General features: G+C 48.8%; 20 protein-coding genes, 1 tRNA gene and 1 pseudogene. 16 read left to right on the top strand and 6 right to left on the bottom strand.

Features of this window, described 5'->3' with window-relative positions; all coding sequences use genetic code 11:
• Positions 1-212: 212 nt before the first annotated feature.
• A complete protein-coding gene (locus FYZ48_RS28690; protein ID WP_149345867.1) occupies positions 213-479 on the bottom strand; it encodes a hypothetical protein in 267 nt (88 codons plus the stop codon).
• A gap of 870 nt (positions 480-1349) precedes the next feature.
• Between FYZ48_RS28690 and FYZ48_RS28685 the strand changes: the two genes are divergently transcribed.
• The 10 genes from FYZ48_RS28685 (at position 1350) to FYZ48_RS28640 (ending at position 9293) form a co-directional block, all read left to right on the top strand.
• The gene (locus tag FYZ48_RS28685; protein ID WP_149345866.1) at positions 1350-2162 is read left to right on the top strand and encodes an endonuclease/exonuclease/phosphatase family protein; all 813 of its coding nucleotides are present in this window, start codon (positions 1350-1352) and stop codon (positions 2160-2162) included.
• A gap of 629 nt (positions 2163-2791) precedes the next feature.
• On the top strand, positions 2792-3286 hold the full coding sequence (locus FYZ48_RS28680; RefSeq protein ID WP_149345865.1) for a hypothetical protein: 495 nt from the start codon (positions 2792-2794) through the stop codon (positions 3284-3286).
• Between the two features lie 332 nt (positions 3287-3618).
• On the top strand, positions 3619-4401 hold the full coding sequence (locus tag FYZ48_RS28675; RefSeq protein WP_149345864.1) for a hypothetical protein: 783 nt from the start codon (positions 3619-3621) through the stop codon (positions 4399-4401).
• Entirely contained in the window at positions 4398-4970 is a 573-nt protein-coding gene (locus FYZ48_RS28670; protein ID WP_149345863.1) for a hypothetical protein, read from the top strand. Before FYZ48_RS28675 ends, FYZ48_RS28670 begins: the two co-directional genes overlap by 4 nt.
• 210 nt (positions 4971-5180) lie before the next feature.
• Entirely contained in the window at positions 5181-5369 is a 189-nt protein-coding gene (locus FYZ48_RS28665) for a hypothetical protein (RefSeq protein WP_149345862.1), read from the top strand.
• 626 nt (positions 5370-5995) lie between these two features.
• Entirely contained in the window at positions 5996-6229 is a 234-nt protein-coding gene (locus FYZ48_RS28660) for a hypothetical protein (RefSeq protein WP_232101945.1), read from the top strand.
• Positions 6230-6279: 50 nt separating this feature from the next.
• The gene (locus FYZ48_RS28655) at positions 6280-6495 is read left to right on the top strand and encodes a hypothetical protein (RefSeq protein WP_149345861.1); all 216 of its coding nucleotides are present in this window, start codon (positions 6280-6282) and stop codon (positions 6493-6495) included.
• 56 nt (positions 6496-6551) lie between these two features.
• Positions 6552-7106: a hypothetical protein gene (locus FYZ48_RS28650; RefSeq protein ID WP_149345860.1), complete on the top strand. Its 555-nt coding sequence runs from the start codon at positions 6552-6554 to the stop codon at positions 7104-7106.
• A gap of 353 nt (positions 7107-7459) precedes the next feature.
• Positions 7460-8575, top strand: coding sequence for a hypothetical protein (locus FYZ48_RS28645; RefSeq protein ID WP_242022805.1), 1116 nt, complete (start codon positions 7460-7462; stop codon positions 8573-8575).
• A 262-nt stretch (positions 8576-8837) separates the two neighbouring features.
• Complete coding sequence (locus FYZ48_RS28640; protein WP_149345859.1) at positions 8838-9293, top strand: ParB N-terminal domain-containing protein; 456 nt, start codon at positions 8838-8840, stop codon at positions 9291-9293.
• A 505-nt stretch (positions 9294-9798) separates the two neighbouring features.
• Here the strand turns inward: FYZ48_RS28640 and FYZ48_RS28635 are convergent.
• A complete protein-coding gene (locus tag FYZ48_RS28635; RefSeq protein WP_149345858.1) occupies positions 9799-10422 on the bottom strand; it encodes a DUF4145 domain-containing protein in 624 nt (207 codons plus the stop codon).
• A gap of 125 nt (positions 10423-10547) precedes the next feature.
• Positions 10548-11993, bottom strand: a complete 1446-nt coding sequence (locus tag FYZ48_RS28630) for an SEFIR domain-containing protein (protein WP_149345857.1) — start codon at positions 11991-11993, stop codon at positions 10548-10550.
• A gap of 324 nt (positions 11994-12317) precedes the next feature.
• On the opposite strand from FYZ48_RS28630, the gene FYZ48_RS28625 reads away from it, so the two are divergent.
• Together FYZ48_RS28625 and FYZ48_RS29940 are read left to right on the top strand one after the other, a co-directional pair.
• Positions 12318-13421 carry a hypothetical protein gene (locus FYZ48_RS28625; RefSeq protein WP_149345856.1) on the top strand — a complete coding sequence of 368 codons (1104 nt, stop codon included), beginning with the start codon at positions 12318-12320 and terminating at the stop codon, positions 13419-13421.
• 482 nt (positions 13422-13903) lie between these two features.
• A pseudogene (locus FYZ48_RS29940) lies at positions 13904-14980 on the top strand (tyrosine-type recombinase/integrase); the annotation flags it as partial.
• Between the two features lie 194 nt (positions 14981-15174).
• On the opposite strand, the gene FYZ48_RS28615 reads toward FYZ48_RS29940, so the two are convergent.
• Together FYZ48_RS28615 and FYZ48_RS28610 are read right to left on the bottom strand one after the other, a co-directional pair.
• Positions 15175-15248: transfer RNA gene (locus FYZ48_RS28615), tRNA-Arg, on the bottom strand.
• A 208-nt stretch (positions 15249-15456) separates the two neighbouring features.
• The gene (locus FYZ48_RS28610; protein WP_149345855.1) at positions 15457-16842 is read right to left on the bottom strand and encodes a neutral/alkaline non-lysosomal ceramidase N-terminal domain-containing protein; all 1386 of its coding nucleotides are present in this window, start codon (positions 16840-16842) and stop codon (positions 15457-15459) included.
• Positions 16843-17290: 448 nt separating this feature from the next.
• Between FYZ48_RS28610 and FYZ48_RS28605 the strand changes: the two genes are divergently transcribed.
• Positions 17291-18238, top strand: a complete 948-nt coding sequence (locus FYZ48_RS28605; RefSeq protein ID WP_149345854.1) for a hypothetical protein — start codon at positions 17291-17293, stop codon at positions 18236-18238.
• 23 nt (positions 18239-18261) lie between these two features.
• Here FYZ48_RS28605 and FYZ48_RS28600 read toward each other — a convergent pair whose 3' ends face one another.
• On the bottom strand, positions 18262-19293 hold the full coding sequence (locus tag FYZ48_RS28600) for a hypothetical protein (protein ID WP_149345853.1): 1032 nt from the start codon (positions 19291-19293) through the stop codon (positions 18262-18264).
• Positions 19294-19701: 408 nt separating this feature from the next.
• On the opposite strand from FYZ48_RS28600, the gene FYZ48_RS28595 reads away from it, so the two are divergent.
• The 3 genes from FYZ48_RS28595 to FYZ48_RS28585 all read left to right on the top strand — a co-directional run bounded on the left by FYZ48_RS28595 (position 19702) and on the right by FYZ48_RS28585 (position 23822).
• Complete coding sequence (locus FYZ48_RS28595) at positions 19702-20586, top strand: DUF1559 domain-containing protein (protein WP_242022803.1); 885 nt, start codon at positions 19702-19704, stop codon at positions 20584-20586.
• A 102-nt stretch (positions 20587-20688) separates the two neighbouring features.
• Positions 20689-20979: a hypothetical protein gene (locus FYZ48_RS28590; protein ID WP_149345852.1), complete on the top strand. Its 291-nt coding sequence runs from the start codon at positions 20689-20691 to the stop codon at positions 20977-20979.
• 200 nt (positions 20980-21179) lie between these two features.
• Positions 21180-23822 carry an SMI1/KNR4 family protein gene (locus FYZ48_RS28585; RefSeq protein ID WP_149345851.1) on the top strand — a complete coding sequence of 881 codons (2643 nt, stop codon included), beginning with the start codon at positions 21180-21182 and terminating at the stop codon, positions 23820-23822.
• The last annotated feature ends 33 nt before the right edge of the window (positions 23823-23855 follow it).

The raw sequence follows: 23855 nt of genomic DNA, 5'->3' as shown, positions 1-23855 counted from the left end.
CGCCAGCCTTTGGTGGCTTTTCATGGTAAGAAACGGGCCCGGAAAAGACGTGAACTTTCGAACGGGGAGCAGGAAGTGAATATGCAGAACTTCGCTGGATTCTCACCAGACACCAGCTGCTGGAAAAGGAGGCGGAGAAGCACCTGTTCTCTTTCCATCCTTTTTATGCCAGCAGTACGCCCCTCCAAAGGCACATGTCTCATTTGTTTCGGTTACGAATACAGTCCGCTTCTTTCATCATAGTCATCTTGCAGGGTATCGTGTATCAGATCGTGATCTGATGCATATTCCGCCCATCCTGGACGTTGACCTTGGATAACTTCAGTCGTCCCAATGTAAACAAAACCATCTTCGACGGAAAAATCCTGCTTTACCTGATATGAATGGATTTCCTGCCCGGCATCAACACGGTATTTAATTTCGAGCAAAGCATCATCACCATCAATGCTTAGAACTTCACAGCTCACGAAATGAATCATGTCTTAACAGCTCTCTGTAATTGGGTTCTGGTAGCCACTTGATATTCACTCTATTGAAAACCGGCTCGGAAGCAACAGCCAATAAAAAAAGCGATTCACCTTTACAGTGAATCGCCATCAAAAAGCACGCCCGGGTGGATTCGAACCACCGACCTACGGATTAGAAGTGAACGAGACGCGTTATAATAGTCTACTATTATAGCCTCAGACGCTACCAATACAGTGTCTGAGGCTATTTTCACGATTTTTGAAGACCATGTGAACGCCATTTGATCGGCATGCGGATGCGAAAGTTGGTGACTTTTTCGGTGACACTGGATTGCCTGGTTTGCATCTGCGGTTCTTCATTCCACGTTACTGGTTCATATAGTTGTCTCTCATTCCTCAGTCGATTTTTATTCAAGGCCTCAATCTTTGTAAACATCAATCAAACACGATGTAAGAGGGCATCGGCATTGACTTACTTCGACTACAGAATGGAACTGTGCCTAAGCAAGCTAGATCGTGCCCATTGTTCATTGTGACGAAGTTCAAAACAGAGGTTTAAAATGCTGATAATTAGAGTTCCAAGCAACATAAGTCATATGAAAATTACAGAACTTGTTGAGTTATCAGTGATCTTATAATTATTGTTAACTTTCTGGAAACGCTTAGTTTAATGAGGCTAGCACCTTGAAATACCATACAAGAAAAGTATCATACACAGGCCACTGTCTTTATGTCCACAGGCGGTACGCGGCATGCAACCACAGGGAATAATCCTGAGTAACAACAGATCGTCTCACATGGTTTTGTTCGTTTTCAACTTAAAATACGAATAAATACCATACAGATGAAAAACACATTGGATAGTAAGAAAGGCATTTCTGAATGCTACGTTGTCTATTCTGGAACCAACACCGCAAAGACTTGTCCGATGTCGTTGGTGCAGCCGCAGCTACGTTGCGTCCAGATATTTTGGTTTTTTGTGAGACCGGTGCTCCATCTCACCGTACAATTAATGCGTTGAGTGGTACTGATGCTTACCACTTTACAACGGGAAGAGTTGGGAACCGATTTCATATCTTTACACGGTTTAATAAGCACTTTATCGGAATCCGAAGCGAGGCTGACCGATATTTGATCCTCGACATCAATCTTCCGGCTCGTGACCGATTCTTACTCATGGTACTTCACGCGCCATCTAAAATAGTTGGTTGGGACACAACTTCTCTTGCGCTTGAGATAACCCAATACGTTGCAGCATTACGTAAAGCACAAGATAAATATGATCTACCTCGCTGCGTAGTTGTTGGTGACTTCAACATGAATCCATTCGAGCCCGGCATGGTTGGTGCCAATGCATTCAACGCAGTTATGGATGCCCGGCAAGCAAAAAAAGGCTCGCGTGTTGTGCAAAATCAAAGGTATGAATATTTCTACAATCCGATGTGGAACCTTCTGGGTGACCACTCACCCGGTCCTCCCGCTACTTTGTATTACGATGCTCACACACAAAATGAACAGCATTGGCACATGCTCGATCAAGTTATTATCAGTCCTGCAATGATCGATCATTTCGACGTCAAGTCATTGCGAATACTTGAAGAGATTGGTGACTATAATCTCCTCACTGCAGAGGGAAGACCTCGCTCAGCAAAGTTCTCCGATCATCTACCTCTTTACTTTGAATTAATGGTGTAAAATGTCTGATCTATGGCCAAATGACTTAAACGACATAAGTAATTCCCTACCTGTCACCCCTATCATGGAACAAGCCGAACTACTAGCTCAGCACACTAACAACATGGTCAAAGCTGAAGTGGTAAGAGTCGACGCGAACGATGATCTTTTCCGATTTGACTTTGATCTCGTCGTGAGAAGACTGGATTATAGGTTTACGCTTTTCGAATTTTTTTACAGCGTAGAAGGCTATCCAGTTTTTTTTGTTCCCTATTCGAAGATAACAAACGAGCTTGAATTACGTAGGATCCACACTCTAAATGATTTTAGACACGCACTGAGAGCAGATGACGCTGATCAACTCCTGGAATGTCTTGGGAGAATCTTAGGGGCCAATACTACACGAAATATCCTAGAGACTCTAATTGGACAAGCCAAAAAGTTTAAGCGGTAGCCCTCTTAACAATAAATACATTGGAATTTCAGCTCCGCCGTTAAATCATCGAATAATTGCTCTTCTCTTTGAGAGCCACCTATTACTTGAAATCGGTTTGAAAACAAAAACAAGAGTGGTTAAGAGAAAAGGGAATGCTGTGATTACAATAAGCAGGTACCGACTCATAGAATTGATATTTTGATTAGCAATCACAATGAATGAAAGCAAAACAACCAAGTATGACGAGACGGTAAATTGGTTCAAGAATCATCGCTTGTTTTGCATCATCATTTTTGTAGGCTTATTAGTAATCTTATTTGGACAAGTGTCAAAATCAGTATTGGACATAAAGTCCTTTTGTGTAGAAGTACAAACATTCTTTGACGACTTGGAAGAAAACAAACCACCAAGCGAGTGGAGTAAACAATTACAATCTTATGGAAATTATTTGCCTGGAAATGTTCATATTCTTCCGGGTACTGATCGTGTGGTAATAGACAAGCATAAAGCAATATCTTTCTACCAAAACATGAACCTTCAAGACGACACTCATCTGGACAAGTTAAGAAATTCAATTTTGGAGAAATTAAAAAATCTGATCCCAATATATTCCAATAACAAAACTTTCCACATGCTACCTGACAAACTTCTGCAAGATATGAGAACTCTTTTCAATGGTGTAAAAGAACACGCAGAAGCCAATCCTTAATTCTATGAAGATTAATTGCCCTCAGATAATTTGTCTCGATTTTGCAGACGTTAATCTCTCTGCGACTATTAACCTCGACAACCATCCAGCCTACCACCACAAAAACAATCGCTAGATTACTAATCCCCAAGACGGATTGAATGCCAGACCGCCAGCAGGCACACACTGCCCCAAGCGTTACATTAATGGGGTGGGGTTACCTGTCATATGGAGAGTTTCCATTGTTCTCCCAGAGCCGACGATTCTAGAAATTTTATTGATTATCTGTGTAGGCATGGTAACATGAACTGCAAAAACGTACATTGGCATTTCTACTTGGACAGGTAATTGTGATGAATGAAGTTGATAGACTTCCTAGTAAGGAAAAGGTAAAAAAACTACAAAAGTCGAACAGAAATGTGTATGCAATTCGTTGTGCTTTGAGGGTACAACCTCTCATTATTTTTCCAGAAAGTGAAGAATATAATACAGCGGAGTTGAAAAGGGCAGTATTACAACTCGACTCTCAGCTTGAATCATTGGTTAACAGTGATAAAGTTGATTTGAGGGTCATTGACAATGCTATAAATCGGATAGTTTCTGCCTCTGTGAATGCTGCTAGTGCCTCAGCGAATGCTGCCAATGCCTGTAAAGCTGCCGCTCATTCTCAATCAAATATCGCTTTCAAAAATTCAGTTGACCTTACTCTTGATGCTGCAATATACGCTGCCAAGTCTGCAACTATAACAACTGGTATAAATACGGCGGTCAACTTAGTGCGTGCTACAAAATCGGACTACGAAAAACTCAAAGCCAGTAAAATAAAAGTCACGGATGCTTCAGAAACCGGCCCACTGGGTGACCTCTGGCATGGTTCACCACCTGATTGGTACATCGAAGCGAAAACAAAATACGATAAAACCATTACGGAATGGAAACGTGAGATAGCTGAAAGTGACTCTATCAACAATGAAGAACGTATTCTTTCTGTTTATATCGATCCTGGGACATCTTCTCCTGAGTTGATCACAGAATTGTATGTCGCTCTTGATGCCCTGTATCGAGCAAATGGTGGCTCAGGCCTGCAAATCGTCAAGGAAGATCGACGTTCAATGGTAGGGGAGTCAGTTCAATGAGCATGTCTCCTTTTGAAGATGGTGCGATTGAAAGCGAACAGGAACAGTTAACCGTTCAGCGCACTGATTTTGCCCCTATCGAAAAAAAGGATTCCCCTTCGGCGTGGCGGAATTTTTTTAATGGGGTCAGGAACTTATTTGGATTTAAATCAATTGAACTTGCGGAACGTTTTGCGGAGGCCCGTGCAACAAAGGAAGAATACGCCAATGATGCTACGATGCTTCAAGCCAGAGCGGATTATGAACTAAAGATGGCAGAAGCAAAGAAGCTGAGATCAGAAGCAAAAAAAATCGAAGTAGAAACTGAAGTGATTGCCAATAAGAATTTTGATTCCCTAGTTGCTGAATTGTTGAAGAAGCATTCGCCTGATGAAGCAGAACAGAAGGTGCTCGATATAATTAAAAGGATTGAGCTCGAAAACGGCGGTTGCGTTGAATTTGACTCTGGTGATCCCCCCAAAACTGATGTAGTGGTGGAAGTACCTCCGTTGAAAATAAATGTATCAATCAACACTCCGCCTGCCGTCGAAACACACAGGCCACCAACTGAAAAAAAAGATGATGCTTGATCTCTTTGATAAAATTAAAAATTCAGAATAATTCATCACTCCTCTAAGTACCTGAAATTAATGCACATACATTAATGAACAGTACCCTGTCGGCCCCAAAACACAACATATTGTATATTTAGTATTGACTACTGGCATATCGGCATTAAACTAGCGTTCATTCCCATTGAGAATACACACTTAATCCATTGACCGGAGGGAGTCTGCTGAATGGAAAGCCGTGGCGAAATCGACCGCGACAAAGTCTATTCGATTGAACGTTTCATGGATGTCACAGGGCTCAAACGATTTGCCCTCGACTCTGCCCGCCGCGACGGCCTGAAGGTTCGCAAGGTGGGCCGACGCTGTTTCATTTATGGTCAAGATTTTATTGACTATCTGCTCTCATCAAAGTCGTAATTATCTGATTGTCGACTACTGGTTCTTCTTTCCATGCCTACCAGGTGGAAGCCGAGTGCAACCCTCTTTATGTGGTTGCGACAAAACCCAAAAACACTGTTGTGTTTTTGTATGCGAAGTCCTTCCTCTGGACTGATCTCGCTCCTGAATTGATTCAGTTGAGCTGCACATTATCTGATTAACCGGGGAAACGTTCCTCATGGTTACGATTCGTTGTTTTGCATACGGAGGCAATTTAATGACGACCACTTCCTTACCACGACGACCGGGGAGACCGATTGGGGCGAAGACCAAGAAAAGACCAGTTGCTGTAATCACCCCATCCCGTTGCCCTGCATGCCTATCAACGGAACGTGACAGGTATTCCAGGGTGAGTACGAGAGAGTCTGAAGGTATAGCCCCTGATGGGTATCCATATAACTTTGTGAGTCGAAAACGCACTCGTTGTCGCAATTGTGGCTTAATTCGCATCGACCAAACTTATGAGAATGTGATCTGAGCCAGATCGGGAAATCCGCATTGCGGATTAACGGTCTTACATTTCTTTAAACCTGTGATAGTGTTGAATCCATCAGAAAGAGTTAACGATCTGATGGCGATTAATCTGTTTTCTTGAAAGGAGTCACATGTCTCACTCAGAGCAACCAACAATGATCCAGTCCGGGGCGGTGTATTCACTGGAGAAATTCAAAACCCTGTCTGGGCTGGGGACGCATGCCATGCGTCAGGCTGTGAAAAAAGGTCTGCAGACAATCCAGATTGGAAGCCGCAAATATGTGCGGGGTTCCGACTTCCTGGAGTTCATCGATAAGCAGATCAAGCAGCAGGCCACCAACCAGGAGACAGTCACAGCCCTCTAACAGAGGGCCTGTGGCCTTTATTACACGGACGTTTTTTATACGGGGAATGTATGAGTCATCAATTGAGTGAAGCGGAGAAGGCGAAAATCAGACAGGAGGTCCTTGCCGAATATGGGATTAGCGAGAAGGCAAAGCCGAAAAAATTCAGTGACCTGTTCAAGCTGAAGACCGGTCCTAAAGAGACCCGCGAACAGTATCAGCAGCGGATTGCCAAGCTGAAGGCAGAAGGGAAACTCACTTTCGCGGACCTGCACCGCTTTCGTTGATATCTGCAGGCAAGCGGCATTTTAAATTTCAATATCCATACCTGGAGACCAACTTAGTGAATCACAGTCTTAAAATCAGCCCCCCTACCGAACGTGACTGGTATTCTGACGACACCAAGAAGGCGTTGAGGCCACTGCAAAAAAAGATTGCCGAGCATAACAGCAACGTCGTTGCCCATGAACAGCTACGCAGTAAAGCTGAGTCTGAAGACATCGAAAGCCTGACCTCAAAGGACCTGTTTACAGGACAGGTTAGCACGGCGTATCGATTCGATTTGTATAAGGAAGCAATCAGCCTGTGTGATAAAGTGGCTGAGTTTTCCAAGCTGCACAATGCTGATCGACGTTTGCGTTACGAGGATATCGTTCAGCAGCTGGAAACCCGGAAAGCAAAAATCCGCGAAGAACTCACAACGCTCGGTTATGAAAAAGATGCCCTGCATCAATCGCATGTTCACGCGGTCGAAAACTTCTACCGAATGCATCCCGAAGTACAGAAGCTGCTTCACTCGGTAGACGCATTCAAATATCCCCATGATATTTCAGGTGGAGACCGAGCCGCATTGGTTGCTGGAATGACGAACCTGCGGAATCGGTGTCTGGCCACATAGGAATCTCATTCCCTGTATAAGCCCCGGCTGTGATTGTTGCCACTTAGTTGATCAGCCGGGGCTTGCAGTGGAAGCCAATGAAATAGACTGTGGTGCGACCGGCTTCCGGGATTTTGCGTTTTTCCCCGGGAGTCGGTCCATGCAGTGGAATCTCGGTAAATAAATCGTGGTGTACCGACGGCTGGGGTTTTCAGTCTCTTGTCCCCAGTCGTCGGCGTCGAGTGCTTTTTTAATTGCCATGCCGACCATGCCAGAGACGATAGGCCTATTCCTCTGGTGTGGTCGGTGGCGGGGCTGGCTAATGTAGCCCCTGAGCGACCTTCTGAAACCTTCTCTTATCAAGGATGTATATCTTGTCTGTCAACCCCCGTGCGAACGTCGAAGCCTCTTCCAGTATCCCCAGACTGGATTCAATCCAGATCGATGCCGAATTCAGAGACCTGTGTCCCGCATTGTCCTTTGAAGAATCGACCCAGCTGCGTGATAACATTCTCTCTGACGGCGAATTTCGTGAGCCCCTGATCGTCTGGAAGTCCCAGGGTATTCTGGTTGACGGTCACAACCGTTTTCATGTGTGGCGTAATCTCACGGACGAACAACGGCAACGGATTGCCGCGCCTCGCATCAGACAGCAGGAGTTCTCAGACCGGGACGCTGTGCATGACTGGATCATCAACAACCAGATCGGACGGCGAAACGTAGCCCCGTCTCAGCGGGCGTACCTGGTAGGGAAGCTGTATAACTCCCAGAAGAAGAACGACAAGGATTTCCTTAAACGGGGGGATTCTCCTCCAAGTCTCCCGGGTGATCAAATTGAGCACCCGGGGAAAACGGCTGGTAGGATTGCTGATCGGGTCGGTATGAGTCCGGCTCAAATCAGACGCGATGCCAAATATGCTGAAGCTGTTGATAAACTGGCAGCGAACCTCGGCCCCAGTGTCAGAGATGAACTGCTAAACGCAAAGAAGATCAGCAAAGACCGAGCGGTTGAGATTGCAGCCCTACCAGCTGACCAGCAGAAAGCCGAGTATGAACGTGCGATGGGGAGAGGGGAGCCGTCCGGCGGGACGTCATTCACCCCTTACGAGTGGGGCGGTATGGAGCCGACAGACGAACCGGTTGTGCCGCACGGCGTTGTGACTGAGTACCACGTTAAAGAGATGCAAACCCCGTTCAACGAAGTCCAGAAGCAAGCCACCGCTCTGAAGAAAGCAATACAAGAATTGCCGAATGGTCCGGGCGGTGCCTGGTGTGGTCCCAATGCGATGAACGACATCATGACCTGTTACACCAATCTGATAAACACCATCAACCACCGCAAACCGGTTGTGGTCTGCGGACACTGCAATGGCCAGAAGTGCGACAAGTGCTACCAGACGGGGGCGTTGAACAAGGACCTATCCCAACTCTTCATCGAAGGACAGAACGCCACACAGGGCACGACAGGCAGCGTACGGCAGGCTGTGTGATAGTCCCAGGGGGGGGGCTAGGTTCTTTTTTGGCTTTCCAAAAAATGATCGATGCCATAGGGAACTGTCGGGTTTTGAGTGTGTCTTTCCTTCTTTTTAAGAGCACTGCGAATTGAAAATATTTGTCTTTTAACCCGGCTGCAAATAGCCGGTTTTCAGAGCAATTGGATTCAGCGAAACGGGCGGCGTCGATTGAGTTCTGGGAGGTTTCTCAATCGGCGTCCTCGTTTTCACCATCATCGAACAAAACAACAGGGGTTTTATGAATTACGTTCTGAATCGCGTTCGGCTGTCTGATCTGTCACGCCACCCTCTGAGCATCGAGCTGTATGGATACGACTTGGACCGGGGATTCATCGCGTCTGTGAAGCGACACGGCATTATTACGCCGATTCAGGTAACTCAGGACCTGATTATTATCGATGGCCACAAACGCTATCAGGCAGCCCTGGACGCTGGCATAAAAGAGGCTCGCGTTCTCGTCAGACTGGACCTTAATGACGAACTGGCGATACGTGAGGCCCTGATTGAGTGTAACCGCTACCGTGACCGGTCAGCCGACATCAAGCTTCATGAGAGACAGGTGTTGCAAAACATCGCTACAGACCGGGCCAGGGAACGGGAACTGGCCGGGGAACGACAGGAAGCCCTTGCGGTCGAAACTGCGGAGCGTGAGACGTTCCAGTTCTCACGTTTTCAATGGGAAATCGACCCGTAAGCGTTGAGGTTGAGATTACATAGCCCACATAGAGGGCAACGGGCACAGGTGCGAGTAAAATCGCGGTTTGATTGCCAACGGTCGCTGAGGCGATGGATAAATATCAAACGACCAAATCAGACACCCAAAGCTGTATGTGTGAAAAACATGAATAACGGTGTGACTATGCCGTGGCGGGTGCAGCGTACTGATTGAGACGTGAGGAATCTGGGAGACCAGGAAGGGATTGCAAAGTGCAATCGGTGCAACGTCTTTAAATAAGAGTCGGGGTATGGATTTATTGCGCGCTGAAAGGCTATGGCAGGAACGAACCGTTAAAGATTTCCCCCACTGATTGAAGTAGGAATGTTGACTCTCTCTGGGGTAACCCAGTGAGGGGTTAACCGGGTTTGATCATCCACAGGCGGTAAACACCCACCTGGGTATCCACGATCCAGAAACAGCGCTGAATGTATATCAGTAGGGGAATGGGACTTTAACTGTTAAGTACAAATTTCAGAGACATTTATGTCGCTCTTTTTGCTCGATCAAGTGATTCTTTAAATTCTGTGATTCGATGTGGAGCAACATACACATATTCTATGATTGCTCGGAAAAATTCGTCTAATACAGTCACGTATTTGGGATCAACTTCCTCATCAGCTGCATGAGAACCGATGTTTCCGAGAAGGCGTAAAAGGTCGCTCATTTCAGCTTGAACTGGAGGGATAACTCCGCTGCTTGCTAGATTATCTAAGCATTGCTTTAAACTATTTCCAGGCACACTTTGCTCCTTACAAACAGCTTCTAAAGATCTTCTGATTTGGTTCGCGAAAGCATTTGGAGCAAGATTTTTAATCTTAATGGCTTCTTCGTAACATTTTCGAACTTTATCAGGAACACAGTTATGAAGATCACCAGAAGCAGGCCAAATTAGCTCAGAGTCTTCATTGCCACGTAAACCCGCTATCATCCGATTACATTCAGTCCTTCTGAGTAACCCTTTCTGGCAAGTCCCGCATCTTGCTAAAAAATACAGTCCATCATCTTTATCTCCTCCTTGGTAATAGAGTGTCCCCTCAACAGTTTGCGGAGTTGTATTCCCACAATGACTGCAATAGCCAATGACATTAATTATTTCACGGCTCATAAATAGATTCCCGTCATAAAACCAAGAGGGCTTATCGCCAGTGACACTAGTAAATTAGAGATCAAATGCATGATACTCTTGAAATCGAATAGCGTACTTACACAAAGACTGCTTGTGCGTCAGTACTAAGGCAAACTAGCCAATCTTTCAATTCCCAAAAGAGCTTCAGGGTCTGGAAAGGTATGTCTAATATTGGGGAAACGCCCCCCCTCGTTTAAAAATTTAGTAATTTGCTCTGACAGTTCGGCTGCCGATTCCACTCCAAGCAGGCACTTCATCTTATCAAAATATCGTCTTGAGGTTGCTCTTGCGAAGATTTCAAAGGGTCCATAATGATCTGAAGCATAAACGAGTGTTTCTGGCCACCAGGAATATCTGGCAAATGTTTTAATGTACAACAGAAAGTCTGCTTGCATTATTGAATTAAAATCTACCCCAGTCCCAACGCACCTTTCTTTTAACAAATCTGCATGGACTGAAATTCTATTTAATTTTAAACGATGCTTTCGGTATTCGAGAGATTCAAGATTCTTTCGAATCACAGAATAGTGCGACAGAGAATCGGCATTGCTCCGTCGTGGATCTCTTACAAAATAAAACTCTTCTAAAAGTAGATTTGCCAAATTGAAAAGTTCGTGTTCAACCAAAATTGCAATCGTATATAAAAACAACTCATGTACGATGAATTTGAAATTATCGAATCTGCAAACCAAGCCTCCTCCAGGGCCGTCTTTGGGAGGATAGTAGTATCTTATTAAGCCCTCAAAGAACTTGTGAACTAGTTGTATTGCTTCTGGATTTGGTGAGTATTGTGCGATGATCGAAAGCAGTTGAATATATTCATTTCTATGTGGTAAAAAACTTTTGATATTCTCAATAAGAGCTTCGTCGTATTCACCCTCATGTTGTTCGATTCTAAACCTTTCCAAGTTTGTAGAAAAAGTATCCAAGTACTCATTCAGTGCCCCATACTTATAAGACTTATCGTTTTTTAGAGCATCGTTTGTCCTGCGAAATAACGCGGTTGCTCCTAGTGAAATCCCAGGTTCTTTATCTAGGAATGAAGGTGCTTTACCAATCTCAGGCTTTGTATGAAGCGGTTTATCAAATATCCAGCGAAGTAATGTTTCGAAATTTTTTGCATATATATCTTCTTCACTCAGATCGATATAAATTCTTGACTTGTAATAAACAGGTAAATAAGGCTTTCCTGTTTCATCCTTGCTTGGAATGATGGCCACAAATTTCTTTTGAGAAACTTTGTCGTAAACCTCTTTGGATATAATTTGAGTTTCAGTGCCTACGCCCCCTGTTCTGTCATCAGCTTTTTCAGCATATGCTTTATCTGTGACCATAATAACTTTACTGATTTCAGGGTCCTTGACCATTTTCTCCATAAAATCAAATGCATCCTGTCCCTCACGGAGATCCCATTTGTCAAGAAGTACATCAACACCAGATTCACAAAGTTCCGTTGCGAGTCTGAGTACCCAGTCTTCATGTTCTGGGGTGGTCCAGCTATAAGAAATGAATAATTTTGGAGGCAACTCTTTAGATTCTTTTTCTGTCATTACTGAAGCTCAACAAAGTTCAGATGATGTGAATGTATACGTTGGTGTTGCAAGAGTAGCGTGATAAAGCTGTTTTTTCAAATCTTTTAGAGAATGCACAGAACCTATTGACAATTCTAAGTCTCAATATAAGAATCGAAGCCCCGAAAGCCGAAAGGCAAGTTGAATTCATACCGAAAAAAACAGTTGAAACAAGAGCGCATGCTCTTGGGCAGAGTGGGGTAACCGTGAGGTCCCCAAGGCGGCTTCAACTCCGCCTCGGAACTGTGCTTGAGAGCATGCACTCTTTTTTTACGCCCTGTGCGTAAAAGAAAGGTGGTTAGGATGAATACCACATTCACGAACCCCGCGTGCGTCTGTGCTTCCGAAAATGTCTCTGGAAGCGGCTTCGACTCCCCCAAAGGTCAACAAACCGCAGTTGATCAGCTGGCACAGAAGGCAGCCAACTGGGCAGCCCTGGAACCAGTGCAGCCCCCTCCCATCGGCAACCCGAATCCCGATGAAATGCTACGCGTCGATTCCCCACGTCACGACTGGCCGGTTTACCTGGTCAACGTGCCCGATGACTGGGAGCCTGAATCATGGCGGTCAGTTCCACCACACACGACGACTTACAAGAAAGCCAAGACAGCTGCAGAGATTGCCGCCGTTCTTAACCGCGAGTACATCGAACGCAGTAAGGATGGCCTGGTCTCTCACTGGTACATTCGCGTTCGCGTAAGTAGCAGGTACGCGAATCTTAGCGTGGCTCTGCCGACCCGCTGGAAGCCTGAGAACGAATTCGACTTGCCCCCGGCGTTCATTCGTATCGACGGCCCCCGGCAGCAGTGCCAGCAGATTGTCGGCGATTTGAACAGCCGTCTGGATCAGGTCGGACCGGGAGAGATCCGCAAGCGGGCTTATATCGCCCGTTCCATCTGCCCGGGAGACGTTCAGCCGTGGGCGTCTCGGGATGATTCCCAGAGCAGTGAAACTGAACTGGATCCAGCTGGACCGCAAACGGCTAAAGCTGGACACAGTGCCCCTCTTAATCAAACAGCACGGAATCCAGAAGAGATGGAAGCCCAGTTGGTTGATTCTGAAGAGGACGAAACAGAACTCATTGAGATTCAAATGGGGCATCATTTCGGTACAAACCCTACCATCTGCGAAGATGTGATATTGCACGTTCAGAACGCAAGCAACAGTGAGGAAGCCAGGCGAAAAGCCGATTTATTTCTGATGGAATCGGCTATCGATATGAGTCAGCGTATTGCTTTGAATGGGTTCAGTGAAGCCGATAACGACGGGAACGAATACAAAGTCGTTCTAACCGATGGCACGCTCTTGCGGTTTCGGTTGAGCAGAAGCGAAGCGTTGAACCTGATTTCTGCCTGGAATCAATCGCGTAAACACAGCGAGCCAGAAGCCGTAATCGTTCAACGGTAGTAAATGCCTTGTTTCTCCCGTCTGGCAATGGTCAGGCGGGAGAGTGTTTAAAAGTTCCGAACACAAAAAGCAACATATTGACCGGCTAAATACTCCAGTGAATTGTTACTTTTTACGACCCAAATCAGGGGGGCATAAAATGATTTGAGTTGGCTTAGGTACTCGGGATGTGTAAGAGCTCCATCTGATTCAGTTATCAATGCAAAAGCCGGGCCAACGCTAAAAACATAAATTACTAACAAAATGGGTATGACATAGCCAAGAAAATGAATAACTTTCCATCTCTTTTTTTCAGACATACGAAAGTTCCTCACGAAATAGAGCTCTAACGATCACAGTTTAAACGATTGGAAGTAAAAAGAAAGAGAAATCATAACACCTTTGACAATCGCGCTGAATGGAGTGTAACGCGATTGATTCCCAGACGATGGATACGTCCTACAACACAATAAACGCGGCTAACAATTAAGGTGAAACGATATATGGCAGCAATCAGAGTGAGCATCTACAGACGGACCGGCGGCAAGTTCTATCAGGCAAAATGGACCGACCCCGCCAGCGGACGCACAAAGCAGAAAAGCACAAAAACGAACATCAAGCGCGAGGCGGAACGATTCGCGGCACGTCTGGAGAAGGAACTGAACCAGGGGACCTACTTCGATCAGTCCAAAACGAAATGGTCCACATTCCGGGAGCGGTACGAAACCGAGGTTGTTCCCGGCCTGGCTGAACGAACTGGAGAAAAGATTTCCACAGCCTTTAACCACATTGAGCGTATTCTCAATCCGAATCTGCTGACCCAGGTCGATGCTAACGGGATCAGTAAAGTTGTGAAGGACCTGCGCGCGGACAAGCTGGCTGATATCAGTATCAAGACCTATCTGGCTCACCTGCGGTCTGCCCTGAACTGGGCAACCACGATTGGTTTGATTCCACAGACTCCAATCTTCCCGAAGTTCAAACGAGCACGCGCAGTGAAGGTCATGAAGGGACGCCCAATCACAGAAGACGAATTCCAACGCATGCTTAATGCCGTCCCCGAAGTCATCAAAGTGAATACCAGCTTCAATGGGGGAGAGGAAAAGAAAGCAACCGTTGTCGAGTCCTGGCGATTCTATCTGCGGGGCTTATGGTTCTCCGGTTTGCGTCTGACCGAATCGTTGAAATTGCACTGGGAGAGTGACGAAGGACTGATGATTGACCTGCACACGCACCGTTTCCCGATGCTGCGTATCCGTGCCGAGGCAGAGAAGGGGAACAAAGACCGGTTGATGCCGATTGTCCCTGAGTTTGCTCAATTCCTGCTGACCGTTCCAGAAGAGGAAAGAACCGGTTTCGTGTTCAATCCACTCCATGAACGCTCACTACACAAGCGACTCACCCCGCTGGCAGTCTCTAAGAAGATTGTTGATATAGGGGAGAAAGCAAAGATCATCGTCAGCGAGAAGGGCAACCGCGACCGCCAAACCGGAAAGCCTAAACCCCGGTATGCATCGGCTCACGATCTGAGGCGGGCTTTCGGTGCCCGCTGGTCAAATAAGGTGATGCCGTTGCACTTAATGGAACTGATGCGGCATGAAAGCATGGAAACCACGCTGAAGTTTTATGTCGGTCGGGATGCTGAAAAGGCAGCAGAAGCGGTCTGGAACACCGTGGCGGGCACTGGTGACGTTTCCGGTGACACTAAGGAAATCCCCAGAAACGAGAGAAAGAAAATAAGTCAGAAGTTATTGAAAGAACAAGACTTAAAAAGCACGCCCGGGTGGATTCGAACCACCGACCTACGGATTAGAAGTCCGTTGCTCTATCCAGCTGAGCTACGGGCGCCTGTGTTTCTCTATGGACCCCACTTTGGGCGAATGAGTTCGCACCGGGGTCGCGGAAGCGGTGCTGGATTCTAACGGGAAAGTGCTTTTCGGCTCAATACTTACAACACACAATGCAGCCCCCGAATTTAAAAAAATTCGGGTTTCCGGCTGCGGATCATCCATTTTCAGCCGCCGGTCGCCAGCGTGATCCCCGTTTTCGCCGCGATTCACTCTGCCTGCTGCACCAGTTCGTGAATACGTTTGATCAGAATATCTTCGGTTCCTTTCGCCCAGCGGCCCGGCTGATTGTAATAGATCATCGAGAAATCAACCTCGTAGCCACCTTCATCCCGCATCCGCTCCGATGCGACGTAGCCAAACACGTCGTTGGCGTAAGCGGTCGCCCAGACGGCATCACTTTTGAGTTCCCGCTTGAGACGCAACGCGTAGTCCACCACCACTTCGCCGCCCAGGAAGACCATCGTGAACTGCCGTCCGAACTTCCAGACCTGCACGGGAGCAGGGTAGCTCGTCGGCAGTTTCCCCTCTTTCTCGAAGTGCTTGAGCATGTTAGCCGCGTGCCGTCTGACCTGCGGCCGCTGATGATCGAGGGCCGTTTCCAGTTCCTGTTTCGAGGGAGGCTCGAAAGGCAGATCCGCCTTGCCGTACGCGGTTCCCAGCGGGGCCGTAATGGGCTGCGTCTCTTGTTTCAGCAGTCGGGCGACTTCCACTGCGATCGCACGGCCATGACCGATAGCCAGATCCTTCGCTACATCCTTCTTACCCCGGATCGGGTTCTGATCGGCTCCACAACCGATCGTGCAGACAGCGACAATCTCCCCCTGTTGCTCCTCAATATAACGGGCGGCATAGCCGGCCCAGTCGCCATTAAGACAATTGTAATCGCTGCCGAACGTGGTGCAGTGACAGGCATAGTTAAACACCAGCCCCCGCAGTCGGCCGTTACCATCAGTCACCTTCAATACCGGCAGGCTGTGATCGACGGGGCCTTCCGGATTGACACCGAACCCGGTCCATTTGCCGTTCTTCAGCACTCGCCGGTTCTGGGCAAAGCCGACTTCACCGGTGACCAGCGCCATCGTCCCTGGCTTGAGATCTTCAATCGCAGTGCCGACGGTTTTTACAATCCGCGCTTCGACCTGGGTCCAGTACTTCTGAGATGCATTCCGCTCCGCCTCGGTCAGCTGTGTAGAGAAGATATTCGACAAACCCTCCACCGGATGCGGGGCGGTATGGGAATGCGTGCTGCAGATCACCAGCTGATCGCGGTCCAGTCCATACTTCTCTTTGACCGTCTTCGCAATCCGGTCGGTAAACGTGCCGGCGAAGCCGATGGAATCGAGCGAGACCAGCGCGCAGACCTTTTTCTCAGGCGATCGAATCGCGATGGCCCGCACATACAGGGGCGCATCCACGTTCTCGTAAACCGTATCCCGGTTGCCGTACCCGGAGAGCCGTAACGGGACCTCGGGGGTGATTTCGGTCTTCGCGAAACCATAAGCATAACCGGCGTCCGCAGCACGGAGCGTGCCGCCACTCAGGCAGCAGACACACAACACGACAGACAGAAATTTCAAACCACAGGCAACCATCGCATTCTCCCGAAAGCAGAGACAGGCGGAAATTAAACGTAATCCATTCTCTCGATTATGCCATATCTCGCCAGCGATGGAAACCAGCAACCCGCAGACAGGGAAAGCAGCCTCTCCTGGAATCAAAAAAACACACAAAGCCCATTGATCGACTGCTGTCGCGCCAGTAACGCAATCAGATCAACGGGCTTCGTTACTGTTTTAGAACGGAGTCGCTCCGGTTTTTGTCTGTCGGGTTCTGAAAAAAACAAAACCACGTTAAATGAATTCTCCGTGAGTATTGCAAGATCGGCTTGCAGATCATCGTATTTCTGTTTATCACAACGATTCACAAACATCGTAGTAGAGAAACTTAAAGTATTCGAATACGCTAACCAGTAAATGCAGTGATGCAGCCGCTCCTGCCCGGGACTTTCGCCCTCACATCTCTTTCCGGGAGACATCATAAATGCCAGAAATCGTCGTCACCTGTCCGCACTGTCAGGCTAAAGCTAAACTGAAAAGCACCAAAATGCTGGGGAAGAAAGTCAACTGCCGCAGTTGCGAAACCCCCTTTGTGCTCAAAGCCGATGGCCAGAAGAAAAAAGCCAGAGCCGCATCCGCAGATGAGTTCGATGATTTCGACGAAGAATTTGACAGTGCCGCCGTAGCCCGCGCCCGTCGCGCACGCAAAAAGAAGGGGAGCTCCAGCAGCAGTGCCGGCACAACGAAAGCCAAATCCAAGGGTAAAAAATCGGAACAGGAAAAGTCACAGCCTCCCGTTCTGCTGTTAGTCGGCGGCAGTATCCTGGGGCTCGCCCTGACCGGCGGTGTGATCTATTTCATGGTGACCGCAGGAAGTTCGCTGAGTGCTCAGAACGCGGCACAGAATCAGCAGGCAGGTCCCGTCAAGTATGCGACCTTCCATCCGGAAGTCGGTGACTTCGGCTGCGAATACCCCGATAACTGGAATATCAAAAGCGGAGGCGGGCAGGGGGGCGTCCAGAGCTGGGCCAAGTTCAGTTCCCCCGATGAAAGCGCCACAATTTCGGTACGAGGCAACATGACCGGCGGCGCCCTCGGTGGTGCCGGCCTGGCGATGACACAGGGCGCCGATTCCGACGAGATCGAACCCCCGGTCGTCGACATTCACCGCCTGATGAAAATCAAACTGGCGGACGACTACCCCAATTACGAAGAAATCGGCGACTACAAGCTGCTGGAGACGAAAATGGGCGATGCCTGTCAGTCCGTCTTCACCACTAAATCACTGCTGGGAGGCACACAGCGCGGCTACCGGGTGACCCTGCTCACCGGACGGGTACAGTTCAATATGATCTGCCTCTGTCCCGACGGCCAGTTCGATCAGTTAAAGCCGATCTTCGCCCAGGTGATCAATACGATTCACGAAAAGTAACCGGATCGAAAGAGCCCGTCTGTTTAACCCCACGACCAGGCGAACTGATTCTTGAAGTGGTGGTAATACAGACCAATCATTCGTAACGCCACCAGTTCGACGTAGATCATCACACCTCGCATCAGAAACAGGCCCATGATCCCCCATTCGATGTTCGCGAAAGTCAAGCCGAGCTGCAGCCCCGCCACGAAGAACATCCCGGTTGCGGTAAAGAAGTAAGCGGGCATCGATTTGAAAATCGTCAGGACCATCAGGTCAAGACGTAAGACCGATTCCACACCACCGACGGCCACACACAGCGCCAGAATCGGCCAGAAGAACACGCCCATGCAATACAGAAACATGAACATGCTCAGGTGAAATGCAGGCAGGTTATCACCGATGGTCTCCATTCCGAACAGATACAGCCCCGCATCCGCAATAATCTCCGGATTGAGGAAGAAGATCACGCCCACATAGGCATAAGCCGGAAAATGCACCAGGAACCAGGTGAAAATCCACTTGACCATCGGGATAAAAAAACCTTCTTCGGGACTTAATTCCGGCAGATGTTTCTCACCTGCAGCCGCTTCATAAATCACACAGAAGCGATAATGGCTGTACCAGCCCCGGATGATGATCAGCCCGATAAAGCCCAGCGTGCCGGCGAAAGGTAATAATGAGAAACAGAGCCCCATCCCCAGCCAGAGCAGCATGAAGATAAACAGGTTGGACGGATCGAGCAGCATCAGGAACGTCGCCTGCAGATCCTCGACATAGTTATTCTCTTTCTTCCGCGTGACGGGGCCGTCTTCATCACCATCGTACTTCTCGGCCTTGACCATCGGCTTGCGTCGCACCGGTCGGCGGATCGTTTTGGACTTCGCTCCCAGTTCCACCGCATCGTCCAGCAGGCTGGAAAAGTCATTCTCGGCGTAGTCTTCGTCCTGTATTGATTCCAGCGTGGGAATCGACACGGTTTCGCCACACTCCTTACAGCGCAGCTTTTTACCGGCGGCTTCCTCTTTGACTTTATAATTCTTCGCACAGACAGGGCAGCTGACTTGAATTGACATGGATCGGATTCATCCTGAAGAACAAACGGCGCTGGGAAAACAGTCTTGTCTTGAGTCTGACAACGCGAACCATCCGACCCAGGATCAAATGAAACTGTTTTTTTTTGTTCACTCTCAGCATAACGCCTTTCACCTGAATTCGCGAGCGTTTTCTGTGGAATGTTCAGCCCGCCCCAAATCGCTTCTCCAACTATTCACACTTCGGCCATCGAATATTTAAACAACGCTGTTAAAAACTTGGCCAGACCTGCTTCGAGCACAGCGAACAAATAAATTCGCGGCCTGCTTAGAGAAGCTTTTTCCAGCAAGACGCTGCGCCCACACTGTAAAACGCCCACCGTTTTACCCACCACGACAACCCGCTACCTGTTACGTACCCTCTCAATTCAAACCCCAGGAGACCCGATCGTGTTGTATCGTCACCCGACCCGTAAAGGATTTACCCTCATTGAACTGCTGGTGGTCATTGCCATCATCGCCATTCTCATCGCACTGCTGCTCCCTGCTGTCCAGCAGGCCCGGGAAGCCGCCCGCCGCAGTTCCTGCAAGAACAACCTCAAACAGATAGGCATCGCGATGCACAACTACAACGACGTGCATTCCACGCTCCCTCCCGGCTACCTCGATGACGATCCGCTCGCCAATGTCACCAACCACAACCTCCTCGGCTGGGGAACCTTTATTCTGCCCTACATCGAGCAGAGTGCCCTCTACAACTCCATCGCCGAAGTCGGCGGCCTCGACAACAACTGGACCACCATTCCCGAAATGACCACCGGCTCCGCAACGGTGACCACTCCTTATTCCAAAGTTGTACTGACAACCTACATCTGTCCCTCCGATCCCATGGGCGGCCTGAATACCGACGTCGGCGGCTACGGAAAATCCAACTACACCGGCGTCGCAGGCAACACCTATCGCAGCTCGGGATCAACAATGCCAACCGGCTCGTTCTATGACAATTCCAGCGTCCGCTTCCGAGACTACCGTGACGGTTTGAGTAACACCATCATCATCGGTGAGCGGGGGACAGAAGGCGCCAAGAACGGCACAATCTGGATCGGCAATTACTCTGACGCCGCGTATTACACCCAAAACGCGATCGCCACCAACAGCGCCTACTACGGCATCAACGGCACCGCCGGCTCCTGGAACTTTACCAGTTCCCACACAGGCGGCTGTCACTTCCTGCTGGGCGACGGCGCGGTCCGCTTCCTCAGTGAAAATATCGACCTCAATACCTACCGTGATCTGGGCTTCATCGCAGACGGCAACCCCGTCGAACTGCCTTAAACACCAGACCTCGATTCCCATTCGCTCCGGTGTGTTGTCCCGACAGGCGACACACCGGAGACATTCCACATTCTCCCTACTTTAAAAAAACAGACTACGTCCATGAAATTAATCGCCCTCTGTTTACTGACACTCACCCTCATCGGCTGCAGTGGCAGTGCCTCGACCACTCCGGAAGTCAGCCACGGCCTCACACAGGATCAACTGGTCCCCACGCTTCAGAAAATCGCCGAAACCGGCCAGTACGACGCCGTCCTGCAGGACCTGACCGTCGGCCTGGAAAACGCCGGCCACATGGAACAGGCCGTCACCGTCCAACGGTTCAACGAACTCTCCGACCCGGAAGACATCAAAAAACTGGCCGCACAGGTGGTCGCTTCGATTCAGAAGTAATCTGCAGGGAAGCAGGTTGGATCTCCAGTTCTGCTTCCCGTCATTTCCAATCAGAGAGACAGAATAAAACGAGGATTAGCACCACCGATCATTCTCATCAGTAATATCAAGAGAGGGTTTCATATTACACACCTGTGCGGTATAAACAAGATCACCTGACAGTGCTGCCACTACTTCCGAACTCTTCTGGAACCCGCACCATGATCGACTCGCAAGACTACACGGACTGGTGTCGCTACGCCGGTCTTTATCTCAACAATCACTCCAAAGCCGATCGCTACCAGACCTACGAACAGAAAGTTTCCCAAGCGGGCCTCGTCACCCGCATTGTGCATGACTTCCTGGATGATATGGGAACTGACTATGACCTGCAGTGGTGGAGATCATACGCAATTTACGAGACGGGCCAGGAGCTCAAATACCGGCTTGGTAAAACCGTATTCGCCTTAAACGAGATCGGCGCAGTTCGGATTGCAGGAAAAATTCCGACGGTCAAAAACAGATCGTTCTCTGGCATGGTTATGGAAGGCCAGCTTACAGCAAAGGACATGCTGGAGAACCTGAAAAACTTCGATCCGAACCAGGCAAAAAAAGACATCCAGAAGAGTATCGCCAACGAGATTCCCGAAATCGCGGAGCAGGCAGGCATACCAGTCAACCAGCCCTCAGATCAGCCCCCCGATCCGGAAATTGAAACCGCAGCAGAAATCAGAGCGTTGCTGGACGCCTATGTCACCAGCCACCAGGCAGAGCTCCAGGCCGACCTGGATCGACTTGGTGACCCGCGTCGGGATCCCGATTTTGATCCGGAAGCACATCTGGCAGAGTTGCAGGAACAGTTCTATCGTGAAGAGCGCGCGAAAATGCAGCAACGAGATCTGCAGCTGCTCCAGAAATACATCAAAGAATTTGAACAGAAAGCCGCCGCCGAACCAGGCAAAACGTTTCGCTTTCCTGATAAACTGACCGACCTGTGCCAGAAATATGCTAAGTATAAACATGAGATCCACCCCAAACTGAAAACCGGCCTGGAACGCATTGATGCTTTTCGACGGAAACCAGGCGACCAATCTCAGCCCCAGGTCACTACAGTCAAAACCCTGCAGAAACGGTTAAAAAAAATCGGTCCTTACACGGTGGAAGAAGAAGGGGACCGCGTCCTTCTGATCTGGCCCGAACAGGCCGCGCTGCAGACCGACTGGACCAGCCTGTCGATCGAATTTGAGTTCCCTCCGGGACAGAACAAAGTCCTGCGACTACTCCTCAACGCCCTCGATCGCCTGCAGACTCGCTTCTCAACCCTTGCCGTAGACCTGCAGCAGCAGATCGTCGATACGCTCGGCGACTACTGGGCTGAAATGGATGACCAGGAGAAGTCCGAATTTGACGTCGAGTTCGACAGCGAAGGAATCCCCGACTTCGACTCACTCAAACCTTATATCGGCACTCCATCCATCACGCTGGACATCCCGGAATGGCCCGACGATGACGCAGTCGCGATTAACGGCTTCCTGGGAGTAGAGTGGGACCACGAACACGGACTCATGTTCGAATGGGCAGACCTCCCGGAAGCGAACGCTGCTGCGCCAGCTACGACCATGCCGCCCCACGTTCAGTTCACACAGGCCGGCCCCCAACTCACCCCGGCGGACATCCAGAAATTTGAATCCGAACACCAGATTGAACTACCACAACTCTATCGTGATTTCCTGCTGCAGACCAATGGAGGAATCCCGGTCCCCAACCATCTGCAACTCAAGTCAGGTGGTGTCACTACACCGATCGACTTCCACTGTTTTTTCGGAATCAATGCCGATAATCCAGAACAGGATCTGGAAACGGCCCTGAAAGCACATACTCATTTCCCCGTTCCAGGTTATCTACCAATCGCGAAATTTTCGGCCCCCGACCAACTACAGGGACGAAGTGATTTTTTTCTCTATCTCTGCCTGATAGAAAACAGACAGAATCAGATTGTACATGCTTCGATCACAGACGAGGCACTCACGCTTGAAGCGTTAGCGGAAAGAGGACTGACAGGTCTCTCTCCTGAAAGTCTGGCCCTCAACTTTCAACATGGATCCGAGCTGATCGCCTTCGATATTTTCAGCCTGATTAAAGCTCTGAGCGAACGGCCGGTCAAAAAACTGCCCACCTGGCTGCAGGCGTTACGAAACCAGGACCACAAAAAGTTCATCAAATGGGTCGAGAAAAAAGGCAAGCTCCACAAGCAATATAATGAGTATGGCTACTGGCGAAACTGGACCGTCTTGACATTCATCGCGCAGGAAGCTGATCCTGAATTGATCCAACAACTGCTCGAGAATAAATTCCTGATCCGGGAAAAGCTGCTGGAAAGCTGGTTACCCACTCTCGACCCCAACCTGGAACGCTTTCAGGTACTGATGACCGTTCTTGAACCGGAATACTGGAGATATATTTTTAACAGTAGTCACATCTGGGATCATCCTGAACTGCTGGAGCAGATCGCCAGACAGAAACCAGATCTGGATGCCGGTATAGACTCCGAGGGCACAACACCACTCATCCAGGCCGTCTTGTATGGATCACCTCAGGGGGTCCGCTGGCTGCTCGAACATGGTGCCTCTCCCTTAAAATCAGATAAACTGGATAACACCCCACTCAGCTGGGCAGTTCACGATGAAAAATTAGAGTGTCTGATTCTTCTACTCGATGCAGGCGTACCAGTAGAGTTGCTGGTTCCCCGTCAATCAGAAATGAAAGACAAACTCAGCTATCTCAAAAAATGCTGGATGGAACGTTTTCCCGAACTGCTCGCCTGTCTGAAACAAAGAGGCATCGATACCAGCAGCGTCGAATAATGTGCCCCGGTGAAGGATCTGATCTTTTAACAT

The sequence above is a fragment of the Gimesia chilikensis genome, assembly GCF_008329715.1.
Lineage (GTDB): Bacteria > Planctomycetota > Planctomycetia > Planctomycetales > Planctomycetaceae > Gimesia > Gimesia chilikensis.
This window is presented reverse-complemented; position numbering and strand designations above follow the sequence as displayed.

Bases quoted from the DNA above. Each gene is read 5' to 3' on its own strand.
- FYZ48_RS28590 (WP_149345852.1), top strand. From the start codon at position 20,689: ATGAAATTAATCGCCCTCTGTTTACTGACACTCACCCTCATCGGCTGC.
- FYZ48_RS28680 (WP_149345865.1), top strand. From the start codon at position 2,792: ATGAATGAAAGCAAAACAACCAAGTATGACGAGACGGTAAATTGGTTC.
- FYZ48_RS28665 (WP_149345862.1), top strand. From the start codon at position 5,181: ATGGAAAGCCGTGGCGAAATCGACCGCGACAAAGTCTATTCGATTGAA.
- FYZ48_RS28600 (WP_149345853.1), bottom strand. From the start codon at position 19,293: ATGTCAATTCAAGTCAGCTGCCCTGTCTGTGCGAAGAATTATAAAGTC.
- FYZ48_RS28605 (WP_149345854.1), top strand. From the start codon at position 17,291: ATGCCAGAAATCGTCGTCACCTGTCCGCACTGTCAGGCTAAAGCTAAA.
- FYZ48_RS28655 (WP_149345861.1), top strand. From the start codon at position 6,280: ATGAGTCATCAATTGAGTGAAGCGGAGAAGGCGAAAATCAGACAGGAG.
- FYZ48_RS28610 (WP_149345855.1), bottom strand. From the start codon at position 16,842: ATGGTTGCCTGTGGTTTGAAATTTCTGTCTGTCGTGTTGTGTGTCTGC.
- FYZ48_RS28625 (WP_149345856.1), top strand. From the start codon at position 12,318: ATGAATACCACATTCACGAACCCCGCGTGCGTCTGTGCTTCCGAAAAT.
- FYZ48_RS28635 (WP_149345858.1), bottom strand. From the start codon at position 10,422: ATGAGCCGTGAAATAATTAATGTCATTGGCTATTGCAGTCATTGTGGG.
- FYZ48_RS28630 (WP_149345857.1), bottom strand. From the start codon at position 11,993: ATGACAGAAAAAGAATCTAAAGAGTTGCCTCCAAAATTATTCATTTCT.
- FYZ48_RS28660 (WP_232101945.1), top strand. From the start codon at position 5,996: ATGTCTCACTCAGAGCAACCAACAATGATCCAGTCCGGGGCGGTGTAT.
- FYZ48_RS28685 (WP_149345866.1), top strand. From the start codon at position 1,350: ATGCTACGTTGTCTATTCTGGAACCAACACCGCAAAGACTTGTCCGAT.
- FYZ48_RS28585 (WP_149345851.1), top strand. From the start codon at position 21,180: ATGATCGACTCGCAAGACTACACGGACTGGTGTCGCTACGCCGGTCTT.
- FYZ48_RS28690 (WP_149345867.1), bottom strand. From the start codon at position 479: ATGATTCATTTCGTGAGCTGTGAAGTTCTAAGCATTGATGGTGATGAT.
- FYZ48_RS28640 (WP_149345859.1), top strand. From the start codon at position 8,838: ATGAATTACGTTCTGAATCGCGTTCGGCTGTCTGATCTGTCACGCCAC.
- FYZ48_RS28670 (WP_149345863.1), top strand. From the start codon at position 4,398: ATGAGCATGTCTCCTTTTGAAGATGGTGCGATTGAAAGCGAACAGGAA.
- FYZ48_RS28675 (WP_149345864.1), top strand. From the start codon at position 3,619: ATGAATGAAGTTGATAGACTTCCTAGTAAGGAAAAGGTAAAAAAACTA.